Source organism: Vibrio sp. CB1-14, assembly GCF_040412085.2.
Lineage (GTDB): Bacteria > Pseudomonadota > Gammaproteobacteria > Enterobacterales > Vibrionaceae > Vibrio > Vibrio chaetopteri.
In genome coordinates, this window is sequence record NZ_CP115921.1 from 695,871 (window position 1) to 713,197 (window position 17,327).

A 17,327-nucleotide genomic window follows, 5' to 3' on the forward strand; every position below is an offset into this window, starting at 1 on the left:
GATGCTGTACACAAAAAGGCCTCAAGACGGGATACTACAACTAAACAAGCTCCTATGTTATTCGTATAAAGCTTTTTCAAGAGTTTCACAATGATAAAGGCAAGCTACAACGACTAACACTGTTAAATCAAAGATTCGAGTTGAGGGTTGTGTATCGAAAGCTGACAGCGAAAAAGTTGGGGGAAAGCAGCCCAATTGACATAGGCTGCGCAAAAAGGCCTTGTTATTTTTCTTCAGAAAGTGTTGACAGATAATCGATAAACTCCATAGGCCCCAACTCTTGAAGCTCATTCTTTAGCTCAACTTTTGGTACAGAGAGGTATCGAGCAACGCTATTGTTCAATCCACTATTTTCGACACTCTCCCCTTTAGCTAGGAAATCCCAACCATAAAACTGAGGAGTATTAAGAATGGCATAATCTTCAATTATAAGCGGTTCGGTTCCGCTATGTGATTGTGCAGGTAGAATGACTCTCTCCTGTTCAACTTTGTACAGCCCATAAGTGGCTAGTGAAACATAAAATAAGCCTAACGAAAAAATAGGGGCAAAAACCAAAAGCGTTTTTTTATTGCTCCAATATGTAGTCACCAACATCGTGACAATGAGAGCGGAAAGGTAAGTCGCGAAAAAGTACGCACGTCTGGTTGGCGAACCACTTATTACATAAATAGAAATATCAATAAAAAGCAGTACACTAATCAATGAAACGAATAAAAGAGTCTGCGCATGGGCATTTCGGGTAGGTTTAAGAACAAGGATAGCAGCTATGACTGCGGACAGAATGCCGTTGGCCACAAGAATTACTGCTCCAAGTGCATCCCCTGCCATGGTACCCTCGACAAAGAGTAAAGCCAGCAATACGACGATGATAGCGGCATAACCCAGCCCTAATCGAGAGCGATAAGATTGGAGCTCGGCGTTTTTGAGCATCCCAAACGAACAAGACACTGCTACCAAAGAAGCCAGTGCGACCACATAATTGGTTTTGAACATTGACTTACCAATGTTAAGCAAAGAATAGGCAAAAAAGTCCGGGGCTTGTGCGGAAAATAACCAGCCGATAAGTTCACCTATTCCAACATTGGCAGCATGACCTGCTCTAACTTGCGTGCCCGGAGCAAAATACAACACCAAAAATCCAGTTACAAAGCTCATAGATAAAGCAACGTAGCGCCAGTTCCATTCTCTCTTAGTGGCGATAATAAAGCCTATGAATGCCGCATGAATGACGACGCCTACCGCTCCCATATCAAAACTACTCATACCCGCCAAAAAGGCTAAGGTGCTTACAGCAACGACCGAACCTAAGGAGGCACGCTCAAACCACGTTGTTTGATCTGCTACGTAATATCTCACCAATACAAAATGGCCTAAAAACAGACTCAGCGACAAAGCATAATTTAGCGCACCCGCTCGCCACAAGAAAACCGCGCCAAAAATTGAGCCGAGCATCAATATGGTTAGCATTACTAAGATTGACCACGGTTCACTCGTTGACACGGGTTTCCGGACATAGAGGATCTGATAAGTAAAATAGAAAATTGATGCGAAAATCAGAGTATTGAAGACACTATATGTGACACCATTTAGCCAATCACCCAGTAACAACAGCAATAACTCACCAGTACGAGCATTCCACGTCATGAATGAGTTCGCCGCGGCCTGCAATCCTCCTAACTGCTCAGAGGTCATCAAATGACTAAAATCATCGGAGACTAGTGGGAACACAAGGTTTAACACAAAGAAATATAGTGTCAGGCAAAGCAGAACCTTTAAAAAACTATACGGATTTTTGGAAGAAAACATAAAACCCCAAGATGGTAATATTTAATGGGACAAGTATTACACAACGTCCTGTACAACTACAGACAAGGATTGGCTCTCGAAGGTTTAGTTCGTCGACTCTAAACGCAAAAAAGCCGCCTTCTAGTGAAAGCGGCAATTTAATGGCATATCTGGGTAGTTAGGCCAGTTCAGTTTCCTTCACTGGCGCCGGATTACGAATCAAGAAATCAAAAGCGCCCAAGCTCGCTTTTGCACCTTCGCCCATTGCGATGATGATTTGCTTGTAAGGAACGGTGGTGACATCACCCGCCGCAAACACGCCTTTCAAGCTGGTTGCGCCGTGGGCATCGACTTCAATCTCACCGCGTGGCGATAGTGCTACCTTTGTACCTTTTAGCCATTCACTGTTTGGCACTAGACCGATTTGAACAAAGATACCAGCAAGCTCGATTTGCTTGATTTGATCTGTGTTGCGGTCTTTATACTCAAGACCTGTCACTCGAGTGCCATCACCTAACACTTCCGTGGTTTGAGCCATCGTGATGATATCGATGTTTGGCATGCTGTTGGCTTTGTCGATAAGCACTTGGTCTGCACGAAGTACATCCGCAAATTCCAGAACCGTAACGTGCTCAACAATACCCGCTAAGTCAATCGCTGCTTCAATGCCTGAGTTACCACCACCGATAACGGCTGTGCGCTTGCCTTTGAATAGTGGGCCATCACAGTGTGGGCAGTAAGCCACGCCTTTGTTGCGGTACTCTTGCTCACCAGGAACGTTCATTTCACGCCAGCGTGCACCAGTACTTGTTATGACAGAGCGAGCTTTTAGCACCGCGCCACTTTCTAAAACTACGTGAGTGTAACCGTCATCGGTATCTTCTGCGTCAATGATATTTGCTGCACGCTGCTCAGTGATGACTTCAACGCCGTACTCTTTAACGTGCTCTTCTAAACTAGCCACCAGCTTAGGTCCTGTGGTCGCTTTCACTGAAATAAAGTTCTCGATTGCCATGGTATCCATCACCTGACCACCGAAGCGATCTGCGACAACACCAGTGCGAATACCTTTACGCGCTGCATAGATAGCCGCAGAAGAGCCCGCAGGGCCACCGCCTACAACCAGTACATCAAACGGTGCGGTTTCGTTTAGCTGATTGGCTTTTTTCTCCGCTGCACCTGTGTCGACTTTGTTTAGAATTTCATTCAGTGACATGCGGCCTTGGCCGAACAGTTCACCGTTAATGAACACGCTTGGTACCGCCATAATATCGCGCTGTTTTACTTCATCTTGGAATGCAGCACCGTCGATCATAGTGACGTTTACCAGTGGGTTAATTGCAGCCATCATGTTGAAGGCTTGAACCACTTCTGGACAGTTCTGGCATGACAGCGAGATAAAGATCTCAACATCTAATGGTGAGTTCAGCTGTGCGATTTGCTCAATGGTTTCGGCTTCTAGCTTGATTGGGTGACCACCTGTGTGCAGTAACGCTAGCACCAGTGATGTAAATTCGTGACCCATTGGCAGGCCGGCAAAACCGATTGCAGTGCCCTTCTCTGGGTTTACAACGCGCATGACTGGCTTGCGCGGGCTTACAGCGTCGTCGCGAACGACGTCAATTTTGCTGCTAAGTGATGCGATGTCATTAGCAAGAGATTCGATCTTGCTTGCCGTATCACTGTCATCAAGACTTAGAACCAATTGAACTTGGGTTTTAACGTTTTCTAGATACGCTTTTAATTGCTGCTTCATTGCTTGATCTAACATACTGATACCTATTCTATAAGACTGCTTAACATCAGAAGGAATTTAAAAAGGGATAACGAAAAGGGGACCCTTTTGATGTTGAATTAATAATGTATTTAAAGGGTGCACGCCCCCACTTTTACAAGCCAATGGTAGAAGCCATAAAAGTGACTACGGGGCGTGCAACACGGACACGAATGCCGTTTATTGCTGCGTTTTGTTAAGCTCTACGAGCGTTTAGATTTTGCCAACTAGGTCTAGAGATGGTGCTAGTGTTTCTTCACCTTCTTTCCATTTCGCTGGGCAAACTTCACCTGGGTTAGCCGCTACGTATTGTGCTGCTTTCACTTTACGCATTAGGTCTTCTGCGTCACGGCCAATACCTTCTGCTGTGATTTCCATTGCTTGGATAACGCCTTCTGGGTCAACAAGGAACGTTGCACGGTCTGCTAGACCTTGACCTTCACGCATTACACCGAAGTTGTTAGTGATAGTGCCTGTTTGGTCGCCAACCATGTAGTAGTTGATTTTGCCGATAGTGTCTGAGCTGTCGTGCCACGCTTTATGCGTGAAGTGCGTATCTGTTGATACTGAGTAAACCTCAACACCGCGCTCTTGAAGCTCTGCATAGTGGTCTGCAAGGTCACCAAGCTCTGTTGGACAAACAAACGTGAAGTCCGCTGGGTAAAAGAAGAATACTGCCCATTTGCCTTTCACGTCTTGCTCTGTGATTTCTACAAAGTCGCCCTGTTTGAATGCTGTTGCTGAAAATGGCTTGATAGTGGTGTTAATCATAATTTCTACTCTCTCAAAGTGTTTGTGTTGCGCTGTCCTGCGCCGATGTAGATAGTTTGCAACAGCCGCTTGTTTTTGAAAATTCGTCCTTTCCTATTCATTTGATAGGAGATTCCTATTAAGTTTGTGCGGGTATTATCAACGACATAAAAAAGGCCCCTCCAGAGTTGAGGGGGCTGATATTTCATATGTTTAAACGAAGCTGAAGAGGTTACTCGGCAGCAATCACTACCGTTGCTGGCATCCCTGTGAAAAGGTCGTGCCTGCCTTGATACGCTTTGTCCTGCTGGTCTGGGAGTTCGATAGTCAACTCCGATTGATTGCCATAACCATTCACTGTCACGGTTTGCCCCGCTAAATGCTCGATACGATGACCCTGAGTTTGGTAATCATACTGACCAGAGCGAAGACCGCGATTGATGGTAAGGTTTAACGTATTACGGTCATTGCGAGTGAAGAAGCGCAAACGGCGTCTATCATTCTCTTCCATCGCATTGCGATCAACATGATGCAGCGGATCTTGCACCGATACAGACCAGCTATCACCATTGCGCTCTAGGAGAACCAACGCCGGTTTGTCGACGCTCACGTTAAGTGGCTCACCACCTTGTGTTGCGACACTTTCGCTACCTGCTTGATGAAAGGCCATAGCGACGATTTCTCTACTCGCATCTTGTGAGTAGTAAACCACATGGCTCGATTCATTAGTTCTAACAAACAATTGATGTTTAAGCTGCTCGACCAACTCTGGCATTTGCTCAGCAGAGACGTTCGGAATCGCAATGTATTGATAGCTTGAACCGACGCCTTCGCCACTTGGGTGCTGACCATGGTCAATCGCAATATGGAACACCGGCTCACCGTCACCATGAGTACTATTAATGGCATCGCCACCACGCAGCATCACAGACGTTTCTGAGCTCGCTAGAACTACATAACCCATTTTATCCTGATGGAACCAAGCGCTATCTTGAACCGACAATGTGTCGTCGAGGTAGTCGCCTTCATCAACGCTTTGTTGATCGCCACCATCAATTTGATAGGTCAGTGGCGTATCCCATGCCGCCTGATCTAAGGTAGTAATGATGTTGCCGACTTCCCAGCCGTCGCCATTTTTGGTTCTTGTCACCTTAGATCCCAGCGCCACTGCCATGTTATCGATAAACGCTACCGACTTATTCGCAGAGGCAGAGTTATAAGGCGCTTCGCTGTCGTACTTAAATGAGGCAAAACCATGATTGCCATTAGAGACCACGCCGGAGTAATGTTTAGGGTTAAAGAGTTTGAAATCACTCTTCATTGGCAGTTCATTGACTCTAAGCTCCTCTGTTAGACCAGGTAAAGCATGCCAATCCCAGCTGTCCATGACCTTAGAGTACTCATCACCATCAACAAGCAATTGCAGAACACCACCACCATTGTGATAACCGACATCCGGTTCAAAACTCTCTGCCCCCATAGAACGCGATGAATTCATTTTGAACGACATATAGTACGCCGGCGTTTGCTGTCCAGACTGTCTTTGCACCATGAAATCGCTGTTCCAGTAAGCACGATTCACCGTCGCTTCATGGGTATTGTTTTCTAGGTTATTGCGAAAGTTCACCAGTTCTGTTTCGCGGCGGATCTCTGTATCACTGCTTTTCGCCTCCAAAACGGTATCAATCCCTTTGATAAGCTTGGTAAATCCGAAAATAGGCGTGATATCCGAGGCATGACTACGACCAGCCGTCTGAAAATCTAGGCCACCGCGATAGACGAAATTTGGGTAACTATCGAGTACGAAATCTGCCAACTGATTGTAAGTGGCATTGCTCAGCTTCCACGGCGTGTCAGCAAGGATACCAACCACTTCCGAAGGCGTTCCCGCCATCCACTCAAAGCCATACGCAAAGAACGCCATGTCTTGTCTCGCCCCAACGTGATGGGAGACCGTACCATCAGGTAAAATCCCCGATTGACCGTATTTAAAGGCATAACGAGTATTGGTCTCTAGCCACATTTTTAGGTCGTACAAGGCTCCTTTGGGTGTCCATTCCGGTAACAATGAGGTGTTTTGCGCAGCAAACGGAGCATAGTCGCCATACCACCAAGGCTGGTACGTCAGCGGCTGATTATAATCACTCCACAATACACTCATCATGAGCCAAGTTCGCATACGGTGATGACGGTTTGCATCCGCCCAAGCACCAGGGCTGTGTTTTAAATCCTGTTGTAGATAGTAGCGGTTATATTCTGGTTGGCGCTGACGATAGGGAAGATCAAATGCGATTTGCAGCAGCGCTTGAAAGCTCTCTTTAGCTTGCTTCGCTTGGGTATCGCCTCGAGAAATATCTCGATTCATCACGGGTGACATCACAAAGCCCGCAGCACTGATAGGATCGGTAAATCGCCATTGGTGGGTCACCATATTGTGCATCAGAGTAGGCGTATTCGCGAAATCCTTCAGCGGGAAGTGCGCCGTGTAACGACTGATCGCTTTGTATAGCGCGCTCAGTAAACGCTGACGTTCAAACGCTTCCCCTTGATAGCCGAACTGGTCACTGTAAGTTAACGCATAAGCCAACGCATTAATTTGATTAGCTGCTAGCATCAGTTCCTTGCCAAGCACGCGCGGTCGAATATCCAAAAGCTCATCTTCGTTTCTTGCATGGTAGAACTCCATACCTTCAAACGCACCATCGTTGTCGTTGAGCTCTTGAATGTAATCTTCTATCTCGCCGTCGGTATACACAAAAGCGCCTTGCAGACGCCTGTTGCCCTCAAGGAAAGACATGGCACGTTGATGCAAAAGATCCCACTGCGTCTGATGAACCACATTAATCGTAATAGTCCGCTTCTCTACTTGAGCCTCTCCATGTTTCAACACCACGTCAATGGGATATTGACCCATAGACAAACCTGCGTCTTCACTAAGTACGAACTCACCAAACAATCTACCGTTTTCATCACGCTGATTTCTTAGCATAAATGGTGAATGTTGACCTCCTGCAATTTCGTAGTGCAGAGCGTCGCTTAATTGGCTTGGCTTGTAGTTCAGTGGGTGATTGAGGCGACCAACGACCATGTCGCCAGCCTTGGCGTCGACGCTAATATCAAAGTATTCATGATCATAACTGGCAACTGCGAGAGCTTGGGTCTGGGACGACACTGACGTTCGCGCTTCAAGTAATTCCATAAAAGGCAGATCAGAAGCATGAAGAGGGGAATTGAAACCGAGCAAGACAAGGCATGTCAATCGAGTTTTGTTGAGCATTGAGATTCTCTAATTAGGAGGAACAGGAGCGACGAATCTAATGGCTCATAGGTGAAGATTTAAGTTAACTTTTTATTGTAAAGGTCACTATTCATAGAGTTTATGGATTTCTAACTTGAAAGCTACCCGTCGCTGTAAGGAAAAAGTTACCAGCCTACGAACATCAATAAGTAACAGATATGACCAGCTCAATTTACCAAAGAAAGCTGATAAATTGCATGCTAAGTCGGAAGCCAAGTCCCGATTTTACAAAAGGTGAACAATTCATAATGCATCAATCTAATGAATAGACATCAATACTGAGGAAGTGAGAATTTCAGAGGTACAAAAGGTTGCACGCCCCTACTCTAAATTGCCAATGGTAGAAGCAATATAGAGCTATTGGGGCGTGCAACACGGACTCGATAATCCGGTTTACATCAAGCGATACGCTTAGATTTTACCCACTAGGTCTAGAGATGGTGCCAGTGTTTCTTCACCTTCTTTCCATTTCGCAGGGCAAACTTCACCTGGGTTAGCCGCTACGTATTGTGCTGCTTTCACTTTACGCATTAGGTCTTCTGCGTCACGGCCGATGCCTTCTGCTGTGATTTCCATTGCTTGGATGACACCTTCTGGGTCAACTAAGAACGTCGCACGGTCTGCTAGACCTTGACCTTCACGCATTACACCGAAGTTGTTAGTGATAGTACCTGTTTGGTCGCCAAGCATGTAGTAGTTGATCTTGCCGATAGTGTCTGAGCTATCGTGCCACGCTTTATGCGTAAAGTGCGTGTCTGTTGATACTGAGTAAACTTCAACACCGCGCTCTTGAAGCTCTGCGTAATGGTCAGCAAGGTCACCAAGCTCTGTTGGGCAAACGAATGTGAAATCAGCTGGGTAGAAGAAGAATACAGCCCATTTGCCTTTCACGTCTTGCTCTGTGATTTCTACGAATTCGCCTTGTTTGAATGCAGTTGCTGAAAATGGCTTGATAGTCGTGTTGATCATAATTTTACTCTCTCAATATGGTCTTGTTATCTGGTGTGACACTGTCCTGCGCCGATGGATACATATTGCAATGCGAGCGCGTTTTTGAAAATTCGTCTGTGCCTATCTATTCAATTGGTATTTTCTATCAATAGCGATTGGCTTTACCTATCGATGTTGACAACATAAAAACTGGAAGTGTTATTTCGACTTTATTGGAAGTATGGTCAACCTTAGTTTCTCGACTGGCGCCGTCAACCACTGCCAGGTTATAGGTACGAATAATGAACACCCCAACACTTGCTATCCAAGATGCCATCAACTGGATGATGACCCACAATGTCATGTTAAAAGCGACACCAGGAAGCAGCAAACACGCCGCAATTAGCCTCACGCCAGCAACGATTTCCGAAGCCCGCTTCAATGCACTTCGTAAATCAGTGCCTATTTTTGGTCAATTGATCAACGCGGTGGCTGAAAATCATCAGTTTCTTCAAGAAGCAATTGAGCCCGTTGCCCAAGGAGATGCGTTTTTCCGTGAGCTACTTGCGATGCACAAAGTCATTCACCAGAAAGGCAATGCCAAACGTACGCCGCTGCTCATGATGCGTACAGATTTTATGGATGACCAAGAGCTAGGGCCGCAACTTATTGAGTTTAATAGTATTGCAGCAGGTATGGGGCCATTTGGGCAGCGTACTCATGAACTTCATCGCTATCTGCAAAAGCAAGCTCCAAATGCGTTTAACGATGGTGCCGGTCTCATTGGCTGCAAACTGATGTCGCTGTTGAAAGGTCATCTTAGGCGTACTTTGAGCTGTGCTATTGGGTTCAATTGATGGCCCCTCTTGAAGGTAAACCTGTGAGAAAAAAAGTTGCAGCCAGCGGTGCGCTTTTAGGGCGTCCACCAGAACGCCTGCGAGAATGCCTAGAGAGAGTCCAGTCACGACATAAAGCACCGTAAACTTAATACCAAGAATGCTGCCAAGCATGATGACGACCACTTCATTGATAGGCGGTGAGGTGATCAGAAAAGCGATAGTGATACCAATAGGGTATGCGAGCAGATACAGACCCCATAAACAGTGGAATTGAGCTGCAGGAGCAAAAAGGCGTCACAGCGCCAAACATCCCCCCTAAACCATACCCCACTCCTCTATGTTTACCTTGGAGGTAATCTCCGACTTTTTCTGTACTTAGCGCAGCCCGTATCAGAGAGATAACGTAAATCAGCACAACAAGAAGCACCAAAATCTTACTGGTGTCTTCAATGAAAAAATGAACGCCAATACCTACCGAGGTCGATGGAGAAAGTCCAAGTAAAGAATAGGCAAGCCAGTCTGCTAGCCGGGTGAAAACATCCAACATTATGTGATCCTATAGATAAGTCTCTATAGACATCACGTATGAGGTGCAAAAAGGATGCTTTTTTAATTCAAAAAAACTCGTCGCGACCTAAAAAACATCTATCAGCTGCACTCTAATTCGATAGGCGCCACAAAAAATGAAAGACATTTTGCTCTAACTCGGTCTGATTAACTCTATAAACGACAAGTTAGTCGCCTGCGAACACGCAGGCATCATCAGGGGAAGAGTATGTTAATCAAGAAGAATCATCGCTGGGCATTATCTGAGAACGACGCGACGCCAGAGTCGGTTTACAAAGAACGACGAGAGATCTTAAAAAAGCTTGGGATTGCTGTTGTAGGAATGCCACTAGCTGCCAATGCTCAAGCTGGGATATTTGATATCTTCTCCTCTAAAGAGACGACAGCAACAACCGACCCTAGGGTAAATCTTGATGCCACCAAACCCGAGCAATATCAAGCTAGCCTTTCACTCACTCCAGAAAGTAAGGTACTAAAATACAATAACTTTTACGAGTTTGGCACTGACAAAGGCGACCCTACTAACAACTCTTCTGAGTTTATCACTGATCCATGGACAGTTGAGATCGACGGCTTGGTTAACAACCCAATCAAGCTCGACTACGATGACATTTTTAACAAGTATACGCTTGAGGAGCGCATCTACAGACTGCGCTGTGTAGAAGCTTGGTCGATGAATATCCCTTGGATTGGTTTTCCGCTTGCCGACCTGATTAAAATGGCAGACCCTCAAAGCGGAGCGAAATACGTGGCATTCGAAACGCTTTACGATCCAAAACAGTTTCCAGCACAGCGCTCGTGGAGCAGTATTGATTACCCTTATGTTGAGGGGCTAAGACTCGATGAAGCAATGAACCCACTCGCGCTCATCTCAGTTGGGCTTTATGGCAAAACGCTCGCCCCACAAAACGGCGCACCACTAAGGCTTGTCGTGCCATGGAAATACGGCTTTAAAAGCATTAAGTCGATTGTTCGTATTCGCCTTACTGACAAAGAGCCGCCAACAACCTGGAATCGTTCTGCACCAAGTGAGTATGGCTTCTTTGCCAACGTCAACCCACAAGTCGATCACCCAAGATGGAGCCAAGCGAGCGAGCGCTTTATTGGTGAAGGAAGCCTACTGAGCAGTCGCAGGCAGCCTACCTTGATGTTTAATGGTTATGAAGAAGAGGTCGCGCACCTATATAAAGATATGGACTTGAGGAAGTTCTATTAATGAAGCTCTCTCCTAAATCCATAGTCGCGCTAAAGGTACTCATTCATACCGTGTCACTTGGCTTTTTTGCTCTACTAGTCATAGCCATCAACAATGACAGCTTGGGTGGCGATCCAGTGCAGAGCATTATTCATTTCACTGGCATCAGTGCGCTTAATACTCTGTTCATAACCCTTCTCGTCTCACCGTTAGCACGATGGAGCAAACAAGGTCTATTAGTACGAGTGAGACGGCTACTCGGCCTTTACTGTTTCTTTTGGGCTGTATTGCACCTCATCGCCTTTGCGACGCTAGATCTTGGGCTAGACTGGAGCCTACTCGCCTCAGAAATAGTAAAACGACCGTACCTCACTGTCGGTGCTGCTGTTTGGGTTATTTTGCTACTGCTATCGGTTACATCAACCCAAGCCATGATGCGCAAGCTCGGTTCAAAGTGGCAAAAGCTGCACAACTGGGTTTATTTGGCGGCGATACTAGCGCCTATACACTTTTATTGGTCAGTTAAATCAGAGGTGGCAGAGCCAATCGTCTACATGCTCATCGCTGTATTACTCTTAGCGGCGCGGTGGAAAGTGCTCAAAAAGCGGCTTGGTGTAAAGGCTTGACTGAGTACTTATCGGATGGTTTGAACAAAAACGATGACCGTTTGGCTAAAGTGTGCGATCGAGCCATTTGAATTCTGTATTTGTTGATTAGCCAGGAGTTTTTTGTGAATCAAATGTTTTAACATTGCGTTGTCCGCAGTCGTTTTAACACTGACACAGATGGTGATAGAAAATGGAATTAATAAGTACAAGCTGTACGCCTCGCCAAGCACACATCAATGCCGCTCTCGGCTCTCTCGTCGTGGTCGCAGTCGCAATCTTCTTTATGGATATAATGGGTGGCACCCCATCAATACTCTTTGCTCTTGTCGCGTCAGTCGCTTGCATCGCGAACTTACGCCATCTGTTTGTTCAGCCAAAAACAGATACTGAAGAAATCAAAGTGACCACCGGATCCGTTGAAAGCGTCACTGTCACTGAGCAACCAACGCCGCCACAAAAAGCGCCGCCACGTAGACGACCAAATCTATATTTAGTTAAGTAGTCACTTATAAAAAGGTTCAAACACTGCGTTTGAACCTTTGATGTTATATTTAATGACGCTTGAAGGTGAAGACCTTCCTCTTATTCAAAGTGGATAACACCCTTTAGTAACTCTTTGTTGTCGACAACGGAATTCTGATAATCCAATCCGACTGTGGCAAAGTCAAAGCGATGTGTAAGCATCATATTGGCCGTCAATTTACCCTGCTCCATCAACTGCTGCACTTTGCTAAAGTCTTCCATGGTCGCATTGCGACTGCCCATCAGTGTGGTTTCTTTTTTATGGAAATCAGGGTCGCTGATCTCTAGGTTGCCTTTAAACAAACCAACGAAAACAATCTTGCCACTATGACGAATATGATTCACCGCACCGTTCATCGCATGAGGGTTACCTGTGGCATCAATCACTACTTGAGCCAACGCACCGTTAAATTGCGCTTTGAGCTGCTCATGGAAATCCGCATCCATCGGGTTAAGCGTTGCTAGCTTAAGTTCACTTTCCACATGCGCGCGACGCTCAGCTTGCGTATCTGCCACGACAACACGTGCACCATCCGCTGCTGCGATAGCAGCTGCGCCAAGACCAATTGGCCCTGCGCCGACTACTAAGACAGCATCGTCTGCCGATAGCGCAGCACGTCTGACTGCATGAGCACTGATTGCAAACGGCTCAATCAAGGCTGCGGTTTCATTATCAACGCCATTGACCTTTAGCACGTTCGATTGCGGCACTGAAAGGTACTCACAGAAGCCACCATCTTGATGCACACCAATCACAGAAATGTTTTCACAGCAGTTGGTTTTGCCGCTCAGGCACGATGGGCACTCAAAACAAGCCACATAAGGGATTAACGCAACTTTATCGCCAATTTGGAAATCGCCTGAGACGCTCGCGCCCATTTCAGTCACTTCACCACAAAGCTCGTGGCCCAAAACGCGCGGATAGCTGAAGAAAGGCTGGTTACCAGTAAATGCGTGAATATCCGTGCCGCAAATTCCCACTGCAGCCACCTTAACCAATAGCTCATTAGGGAGCACTGTTGGCATCGCTTTTTCGGTATAGCGCATTTGATGAGGCTGTTCACATACTAGTGTTTTCATTGTCTTGTCTCTTACGTATTTTGAATAGCTCAATTGTATTTAAACGGGTTTTTATTGGTTTTTTTTCACTAAAATATGGGCTTTCTATCAATGTTGATGGGTTTTTAATGGTATTTTATTGCAATCAAGGCAACGACTAGGACGTCAATCATGGCGCGCAATAAGAATCTTCGCGAAACCACCACCAACCAGTTACTCGATGCAATCAAGCTTGGCCACATCGATTCACCGTTACCGTCACAAGCAGCGCTGGCCGATCTGTTTAGCGTTAGCCGAACCACGATTCGACACGTTATGAATGACTTGTGTGATAAAGGCGTGCTTGAGCAAGAGGACGCTGAATGGACAATTAAACGCTCACCTTCTGAGCAAGATGGCTACAACACTCCGCTATCAGAGAACGAGCTCCAGCGGGCACAGTTCGAGGTGTTCTTTAATAACGCCATCAAATCCAAGCAGATGATGCCAGGGCAGGAATTTACCGAGCTAGAGCTGTCAAAACAGTCCAAATGCTCGACCACTGTGGTACGTGAACACCTCATTCGCTTCTCACGCTTTAGTCTGATTGAGAACATCCACCGCGGCCGCTGGCGCATGGTTCAGTTTGAAAAAGGTTATGCGGCTAGCTTATTTGAGCTGCGCGAGATGTTGGAGTGCCATGCCTTAAGCCGCTTTATGAACTTGCCTTTAAGTGATGAACGATGGCAAAAAGCGCAATATTTACTGCATGAGCATAGAGAGCTTCGCGATACTATGGTCAGTGAATTTCGCGCGTTTTCCGAGCTCGACCAGAAGTTTCACTCGCTGCTGCTTTCAGCGTCCAACAATCCATTTATGGATCAGTTCTATGACATCATCTCGATGATATTTCACTACCATTATCAATGGGATAATACTGACTTGCGCAAACGTAACATGGTGGCGATTGAAGAGCACATGGCCATCTTAAGCAAGATGCTGAGCCGAGATGACATTGGGGCGATGGGCGAGCTAAGACGGCACCTTCAAACCGCCAAGCGAACGATGGAAAACAGTCTAATAATGGAAAAGCCAGCGTAATGCTGGCTTAATTATTTCGTCATCTTGATTACGAGCCAAACACCATATTTGGCAGACCAATCGAAATCATCGGGATGTAAGTAATCATTAGTAAGGCGACAATCAGTAACATCCAGAATGGCATCACTTCTTTCACAAAGTCCTCTATCGACACCTTGGTAATCGAACAGGTCGTAAACATCACCGTACCGAGTGGCGGGGTAATAGTGCCAATCGCACTATTGAAGATAAAGATAATACCAAAGTGTACAGGGTCGATGCCGTAAGACGCAGCCACAGGCGCTAGCAGCGGAGCCAATACAATCATCACCGCGTTGCCTTCTAGGAACATACCAATGATCAGTAGGAAAAGGTTAACCAGCAGTAAGAAGGTAAACGGACTTTCAACGGCGCCAGTCAGCCATGTCGCTAGGTTTTGCGGTACACGCTCCCAAGTCAGGAACTTAGAGAAACCCACTGCCACACAGATGATCAACAAGACGTTTGCAGAAGCAAGCACCGACTCTTTCGTCGCACTCCAAAGCAAAGACGTATTCATCTGCTTATAAACAAACATACCCAATACCAGCGCATAAAGCACTGCAGCTGCGCCCGCTTCTGTTGGCGTAAACACACCAAAGCGAATACCACCGATGATGATGACAGGCAGCAACAGTGCCAAGAACGCATCTTTCGCAGAGATAGCGATTTCCTTCGCAGAGGCACGCTTTTCACGGATTGGCGCATAGTTGCGTTTTTTCGAGATGACCGAAACCAGCCCCATCATCATCCCACACAACATGACCCCAGGAACCACACCGGCTAAGAATAACTTACCAATCGATACGTTATTGACGTAACCGTAGATAATAAGAGCAATACCCGGTGGAATGATTGGTGTGATCAGTGATGATGCTGCCGTTACCGCAGAAGAAAATGACGCGCTGTAACCACGAGCCACCATTTGAGGTACTAGAAGTTTCGAGCTCATTGCCGCATCGGCGATATTAGAACCGGAAAGGCCGCCCATCAAAGTACTCAACACAACGTTGACCTGTGCTAGTCCGCCGTTCATGTGACCCGTCAGTACTTCAGAGAACTTCAGCAAGCGCTGGCTGATGCCAGAGTGGTTCATGAACACACCCGCCATAACAAAGAATGGGATAGCGAGCAATGTCACTGATTCTAAACCACCAGCCAGTCGCTGAACCATCATCATCATTGGCAAATGGTCGTTAAGAAGGAAATAAGCCAAGGTCGCAAGGAAAATACAAAATGCGACAGGAATACCCAATGTAAATAGGAAAAGCAGGGCGGAAATCGGCAGAATGACTGACATGATTAGTCTTCCTTATTGCGAGAAGCGAAGAACGAGTAAAGGTGCTTAAGTTGGTGATAAAGCATAAACATGCCGCTCACAGGAACTGCTGCGTAGATATAGATATATGGAATTTTAAGCGCAGGTGTAAATCTCACTTGAGAAAACGGCAGCAGTTTCCAACCCCAATACACCATGAACACTAATGCAAAAATCACCAATAGCGGTCTAATTAAGTTATCCAACACGTTCGCCGCCGACGCTGGGATTTTGTGAACCAGAAAATCGATTCTGACCACTTCATCTGTACGCATCAAGGCGCTCGCGCCCATAAAGGTCATCCAAACAAATAGGGCTAGACAGACTTCTTCAACCCAGGCACTTGGCGCGTTAAATACGTATCGTGTCACCACGCCATAGCTCATCAGTACAACGATAATGGCTAAGAATGAGGCTGCAACAGCGGTGTCGAGCTGACTGATTCGGTCAAGTGTTGCCATGATTTTGTTTTTTGGCGACAGCTCGGTGTGATTGAGTGAAACTTGAGTTTCCATGATGTGCTCCAAAAGCTGAAATAAGGGGGCTCAAAGAGCCCCACATTGGTTACAGCTGTTCTAACTTGTCTTGAACGTCTTGATATAGATTTGGAGTCCACTCAGGGAACTCGCTTTGCACCACTTTACGTGCTGATTCTTCAAACGCAGTGATGTCCACTTCGTTGATCGTCACGCCTTCAGCTTTTAGCTGGTCAATCGCTTGCTGCTCGCTCTCGGCAATCAGTGTCGCGCCATAGCTCACCATATCGCGGCTGGTTTCAAGGATGATGCGCTTCTCTTCATCAGAGAGTGATTCCCAGAACATAGTGCCGGCCACAAATGGCGACATATGCTTAGTGTGTGTTGTTAGGTTGAGGTTTTTCACTACTTCATGGAATTTACCGCCATGTAGCACCACGGCTGGATTCTCTACCCCTTCAATCACACCTTGAGAAAGACCTGGATAGACATCCGCTAGAGACATTGGCGTTGGAACGCCGCCCATCGCTTTCACCGTTGCAACAAACAAGCGAGAGTGTTGAACACGCACTTTCACACCATCTAAATCAGCCGGTGTTTTCACCGAACCTTTAGAAAGCAGATGGCGGGTACCGTACACCACATCTGGCACTACGATTTTCAGTCCTTTATCCGCCAAATCATCGTTCAAGCCTTCAAACCACTCGGTGTGAAGCAGCTTCGATTTCTTCTCGAAAGATTGAGACAGGTAAGGCGCATTGATGATGCCAAGATCTGGCACCGTATCCATTAGGTAGCCGTAAGAGCTGATGGTAATGATGTTGGCACCAAATTTCGCTTGCTCCATCACCTCTGTTTCGCTGCCCAATTGGCTCGATGGGAACAGACGGAATTGGATTTCACCGTTTGATTTCTCTTTTACTTGGTCAGCCCAGTAGTGCATCGCTTTGTCGATAGGCTCACCCGGTTGGTTGCCGTAAGCGATCATCACTTCCGTCGCTGCGTTGGCGCCAAACGCCATCGCTAGCGTCATACCGACAGCACAAGAGAGTTTTTTCACAGTGGTTTGTAGGGTAGTCATTGCTTTTGTTCCTTTTTATATTTTTG

Annotated in this window: 15 protein-coding genes and 1 pseudogene; 5 read left to right on the forward strand and 11 right to left on the reverse strand. The window is 46.4% G+C overall.

Annotation, left to right across the window (positions count from 1 at the left end; genetic code table 11):
- Positions 1 to 223: 223 nt before the first annotated feature.
- The 5 genes from PG915_RS19155 to ahpC (PG915_RS19175) all read right to left on the reverse strand — a co-directional run bounded on the left by PG915_RS19155 (position 224) and on the right by ahpC (PG915_RS19175) (position 8,577).
- On the reverse strand, positions 224 to 1,807 hold the full coding sequence (locus tag PG915_RS19155) for a DUF6056 family protein (RefSeq protein ID WP_353499998.1): 1,584 nt from the start codon (positions 1,805 to 1,807) through the stop codon (positions 224 to 226).
- A 157-nt stretch (positions 1,808 to 1,964) separates the two neighbouring features.
- On the reverse strand, positions 1,965 to 3,557 hold the full coding sequence (gene ahpF / locus PG915_RS19160; RefSeq protein ID WP_353499999.1) for an alkyl hydroperoxide reductase subunit F: 1,593 nt from the start codon (positions 3,555 to 3,557) through the stop codon (positions 1,965 to 1,967).
- Between the two features lie 216 nt (positions 3,558 to 3,773).
- Positions 3,774 to 4,331, reverse strand: coding sequence for an alkyl hydroperoxide reductase subunit C (ahpC, locus tag PG915_RS19165; protein ID WP_042500071.1), 558 nt, complete (start codon positions 4,329 to 4,331; stop codon positions 3,774 to 3,776).
- Positions 4,332 to 4,542: 211 nt separating this feature from the next.
- The gene (locus tag PG915_RS19170) at positions 4,543 to 7,587 is read right to left on the reverse strand and encodes a polysaccharide lyase family 8 super-sandwich domain-containing protein (RefSeq protein ID WP_367357790.1); all 3,045 of its coding nucleotides are present in this window, start codon (positions 7,585 to 7,587) and stop codon (positions 4,543 to 4,545) included.
- A gap of 432 nt (positions 7,588 to 8,019) precedes the next feature.
- Positions 8,020 to 8,577: an alkyl hydroperoxide reductase subunit C gene (gene ahpC, locus PG915_RS19175; RefSeq protein ID WP_353500001.1), complete on the reverse strand. Its 558-nt coding sequence runs from the start codon at positions 8,575 to 8,577 to the stop codon at positions 8,020 to 8,022.
- A gap of 323 nt (positions 8,578 to 8,900) precedes the next feature.
- Between ahpC (PG915_RS19175) and PG915_RS19180 the strand changes: the two genes are divergently transcribed.
- A complete protein-coding gene (locus PG915_RS19180) occupies positions 8,901 to 9,395 on the forward strand; it encodes a hypothetical protein (protein ID WP_353500167.1) in 495 nt (164 codons plus the stop codon).
- Here the strand turns inward: PG915_RS19180 and PG915_RS25120 are convergent.
- A pseudogene (locus PG915_RS25120) lies at positions 9,339 to 9,629 on the reverse strand (permease); the annotation flags it as partial. The gene PG915_RS19180 and the pseudogene PG915_RS25120 sit on opposite strands and share 57 nt — an antisense overlap.
- Positions 9,562 to 9,924 carry a permease gene (locus tag PG915_RS25125; protein WP_418642697.1) on the reverse strand — a complete coding sequence of 121 codons (363 nt, stop codon included), beginning with the start codon at positions 9,922 to 9,924 and terminating at the stop codon, positions 9,562 to 9,564. The pseudogene PG915_RS25120 and the gene PG915_RS25125, both read right to left, overlap by 68 nt.
- Positions 9,925 to 10,152: 228 nt before the next feature.
- Here PG915_RS25125 and msrP point away from each other — a divergent pair, with 228 nt between their 5' ends.
- From msrP to PG915_RS19200, 3 genes are all read left to right on the forward strand, one after another.
- Positions 10,153 to 11,160, forward strand: a complete 1,008-nt coding sequence (msrP, locus tag PG915_RS19190) for a protein-methionine-sulfoxide reductase catalytic subunit MsrP (RefSeq protein ID WP_353500002.1) — start codon at positions 10,153 to 10,155, stop codon at positions 11,158 to 11,160.
- Entirely contained in the window at positions 11,160 to 11,765 is a 606-nt protein-coding gene (gene msrQ, locus PG915_RS19195) for a protein-methionine-sulfoxide reductase heme-binding subunit MsrQ (protein ID WP_353500003.1), read from the forward strand. Before msrP ends, msrQ begins: the two co-directional genes overlap by 1 nt.
- 172 nt (positions 11,766 to 11,937) lie before the next feature.
- Entirely contained in the window at positions 11,938 to 12,249 is a 312-nt protein-coding gene (locus PG915_RS19200; RefSeq protein ID WP_353500004.1) for a DUF2244 domain-containing protein, read from the forward strand.
- A gap of 80 nt (positions 12,250 to 12,329) precedes the next feature.
- On the opposite strand, the gene PG915_RS19205 is transcribed toward PG915_RS19200, so the two are convergent.
- Positions 12,330 to 13,349 carry a zinc-binding alcohol dehydrogenase family protein gene (locus tag PG915_RS19205; RefSeq protein WP_353500005.1) on the reverse strand — a complete coding sequence of 340 codons (1,020 nt, stop codon included), beginning with the start codon at positions 13,347 to 13,349 and terminating at the stop codon, positions 12,330 to 12,332.
- A gap of 150 nt (positions 13,350 to 13,499) precedes the next feature.
- On the opposite strand from PG915_RS19205, the gene PG915_RS19210 reads away from it, so the two are divergent.
- Positions 13,500 to 14,408, forward strand: coding sequence for a GntR family transcriptional regulator (locus PG915_RS19210; RefSeq protein ID WP_042500034.1), 909 nt, complete (start codon positions 13,500 to 13,502; stop codon positions 14,406 to 14,408).
- A gap of 28 nt (positions 14,409 to 14,436) precedes the next feature.
- Here PG915_RS19210 and PG915_RS19215 read toward each other — a convergent pair whose 3' ends face one another.
- Genes PG915_RS19215 through PG915_RS19225 form a run of 3 tightly spaced genes read right to left on the reverse strand, consistent with a single transcriptional unit; the run spans position 14,437 to position 17,301 of the window.
- Positions 14,437 to 15,726 carry a TRAP transporter large permease gene (locus PG915_RS19215; RefSeq protein WP_353500006.1) on the reverse strand — a complete coding sequence of 430 codons (1,290 nt, stop codon included), beginning with the start codon at positions 15,724 to 15,726 and terminating at the stop codon, positions 14,437 to 14,439.
- 2 nt (positions 15,727 to 15,728) lie between these two features.
- Positions 15,729 to 16,259: a TRAP transporter small permease gene (locus PG915_RS19220; RefSeq protein ID WP_353500007.1), complete on the reverse strand. Its 531-nt coding sequence runs from the start codon at positions 16,257 to 16,259 to the stop codon at positions 15,729 to 15,731.
- A 49-nt stretch (positions 16,260 to 16,308) separates the two neighbouring features.
- Positions 16,309 to 17,301: a C4-dicarboxylate TRAP transporter substrate-binding protein gene (locus tag PG915_RS19225; RefSeq protein WP_353500008.1), complete on the reverse strand. Its 993-nt coding sequence runs from the start codon at positions 17,299 to 17,301 to the stop codon at positions 16,309 to 16,311.
- Positions 17,302 to 17,327: the final 26 nt, after the last annotated feature.

Bases quoted from the DNA above. Each gene is read 5' to 3' on its own strand.
- PG915_RS19155 (WP_353499998.1), bottom strand. From the start codon at position 1,807: ATGTTTTCTTCCAAAAATCCGTATAGTTTTTTAAAGGTTCTGCTTTGC.
- ahpF (WP_353499999.1), bottom strand. From the start codon at position 3,557: ATGTTAGATCAAGCAATGAAGCAGCAATTAAAAGCGTATCTAGAAAAC.
- ahpC (WP_042500071.1), bottom strand. From the start codon at position 4,331: ATGATTAACACCACTATCAAGCCATTTTCAGCAACAGCATTCAAACAG.
- PG915_RS19170 (WP_367357790.1), bottom strand. From the start codon at position 7,587: ATGCTCAACAAAACTCGATTGACATGCCTTGTCTTGCTCGGTTTCAAT.
- ahpC (WP_353500001.1), bottom strand. From the start codon at position 8,577: ATGATCAACACGACTATCAAGCCATTTTCAGCAACTGCATTCAAACAA.
- PG915_RS19180 (WP_353500167.1), top strand. From the start codon at position 8,901: ATGTTAAAAGCGACACCAGGAAGCAGCAAACACGCCGCAATTAGCCTC.
- PG915_RS25125 (WP_418642697.1), bottom strand. From the start codon at position 9,924: ATGTTGGATGTTTTCACCCGGCTAGCAGACTGGCTTGCCTATTCTTTA.
- msrP (WP_353500002.1), top strand. From the start codon at position 10,153: ATGTTAATCAAGAAGAATCATCGCTGGGCATTATCTGAGAACGACGCG.
- msrQ (WP_353500003.1), top strand. From the start codon at position 11,160: ATGAAGCTCTCTCCTAAATCCATAGTCGCGCTAAAGGTACTCATTCAT.
- PG915_RS19200 (WP_353500004.1), top strand. From the start codon at position 11,938: ATGGAATTAATAAGTACAAGCTGTACGCCTCGCCAAGCACACATCAAT.
- PG915_RS19205 (WP_353500005.1), bottom strand. From the start codon at position 13,349: ATGAAAACACTAGTATGTGAACAGCCTCATCAAATGCGCTATACCGAA.
- PG915_RS19210 (WP_042500034.1), top strand. From the start codon at position 13,500: ATGGCGCGCAATAAGAATCTTCGCGAAACCACCACCAACCAGTTACTC.
- PG915_RS19215 (WP_353500006.1), bottom strand. From the start codon at position 15,726: ATGTCAGTCATTCTGCCGATTTCCGCCCTGCTTTTCCTATTTACATTG.
- PG915_RS19220 (WP_353500007.1), bottom strand. From the start codon at position 16,259: ATGGAAACTCAAGTTTCACTCAATCACACCGAGCTGTCGCCAAAAAAC.
- PG915_RS19225 (WP_353500008.1), bottom strand. From the start codon at position 17,301: ATGACTACCCTACAAACCACTGTGAAAAAACTCTCTTGTGCTGTCGGT.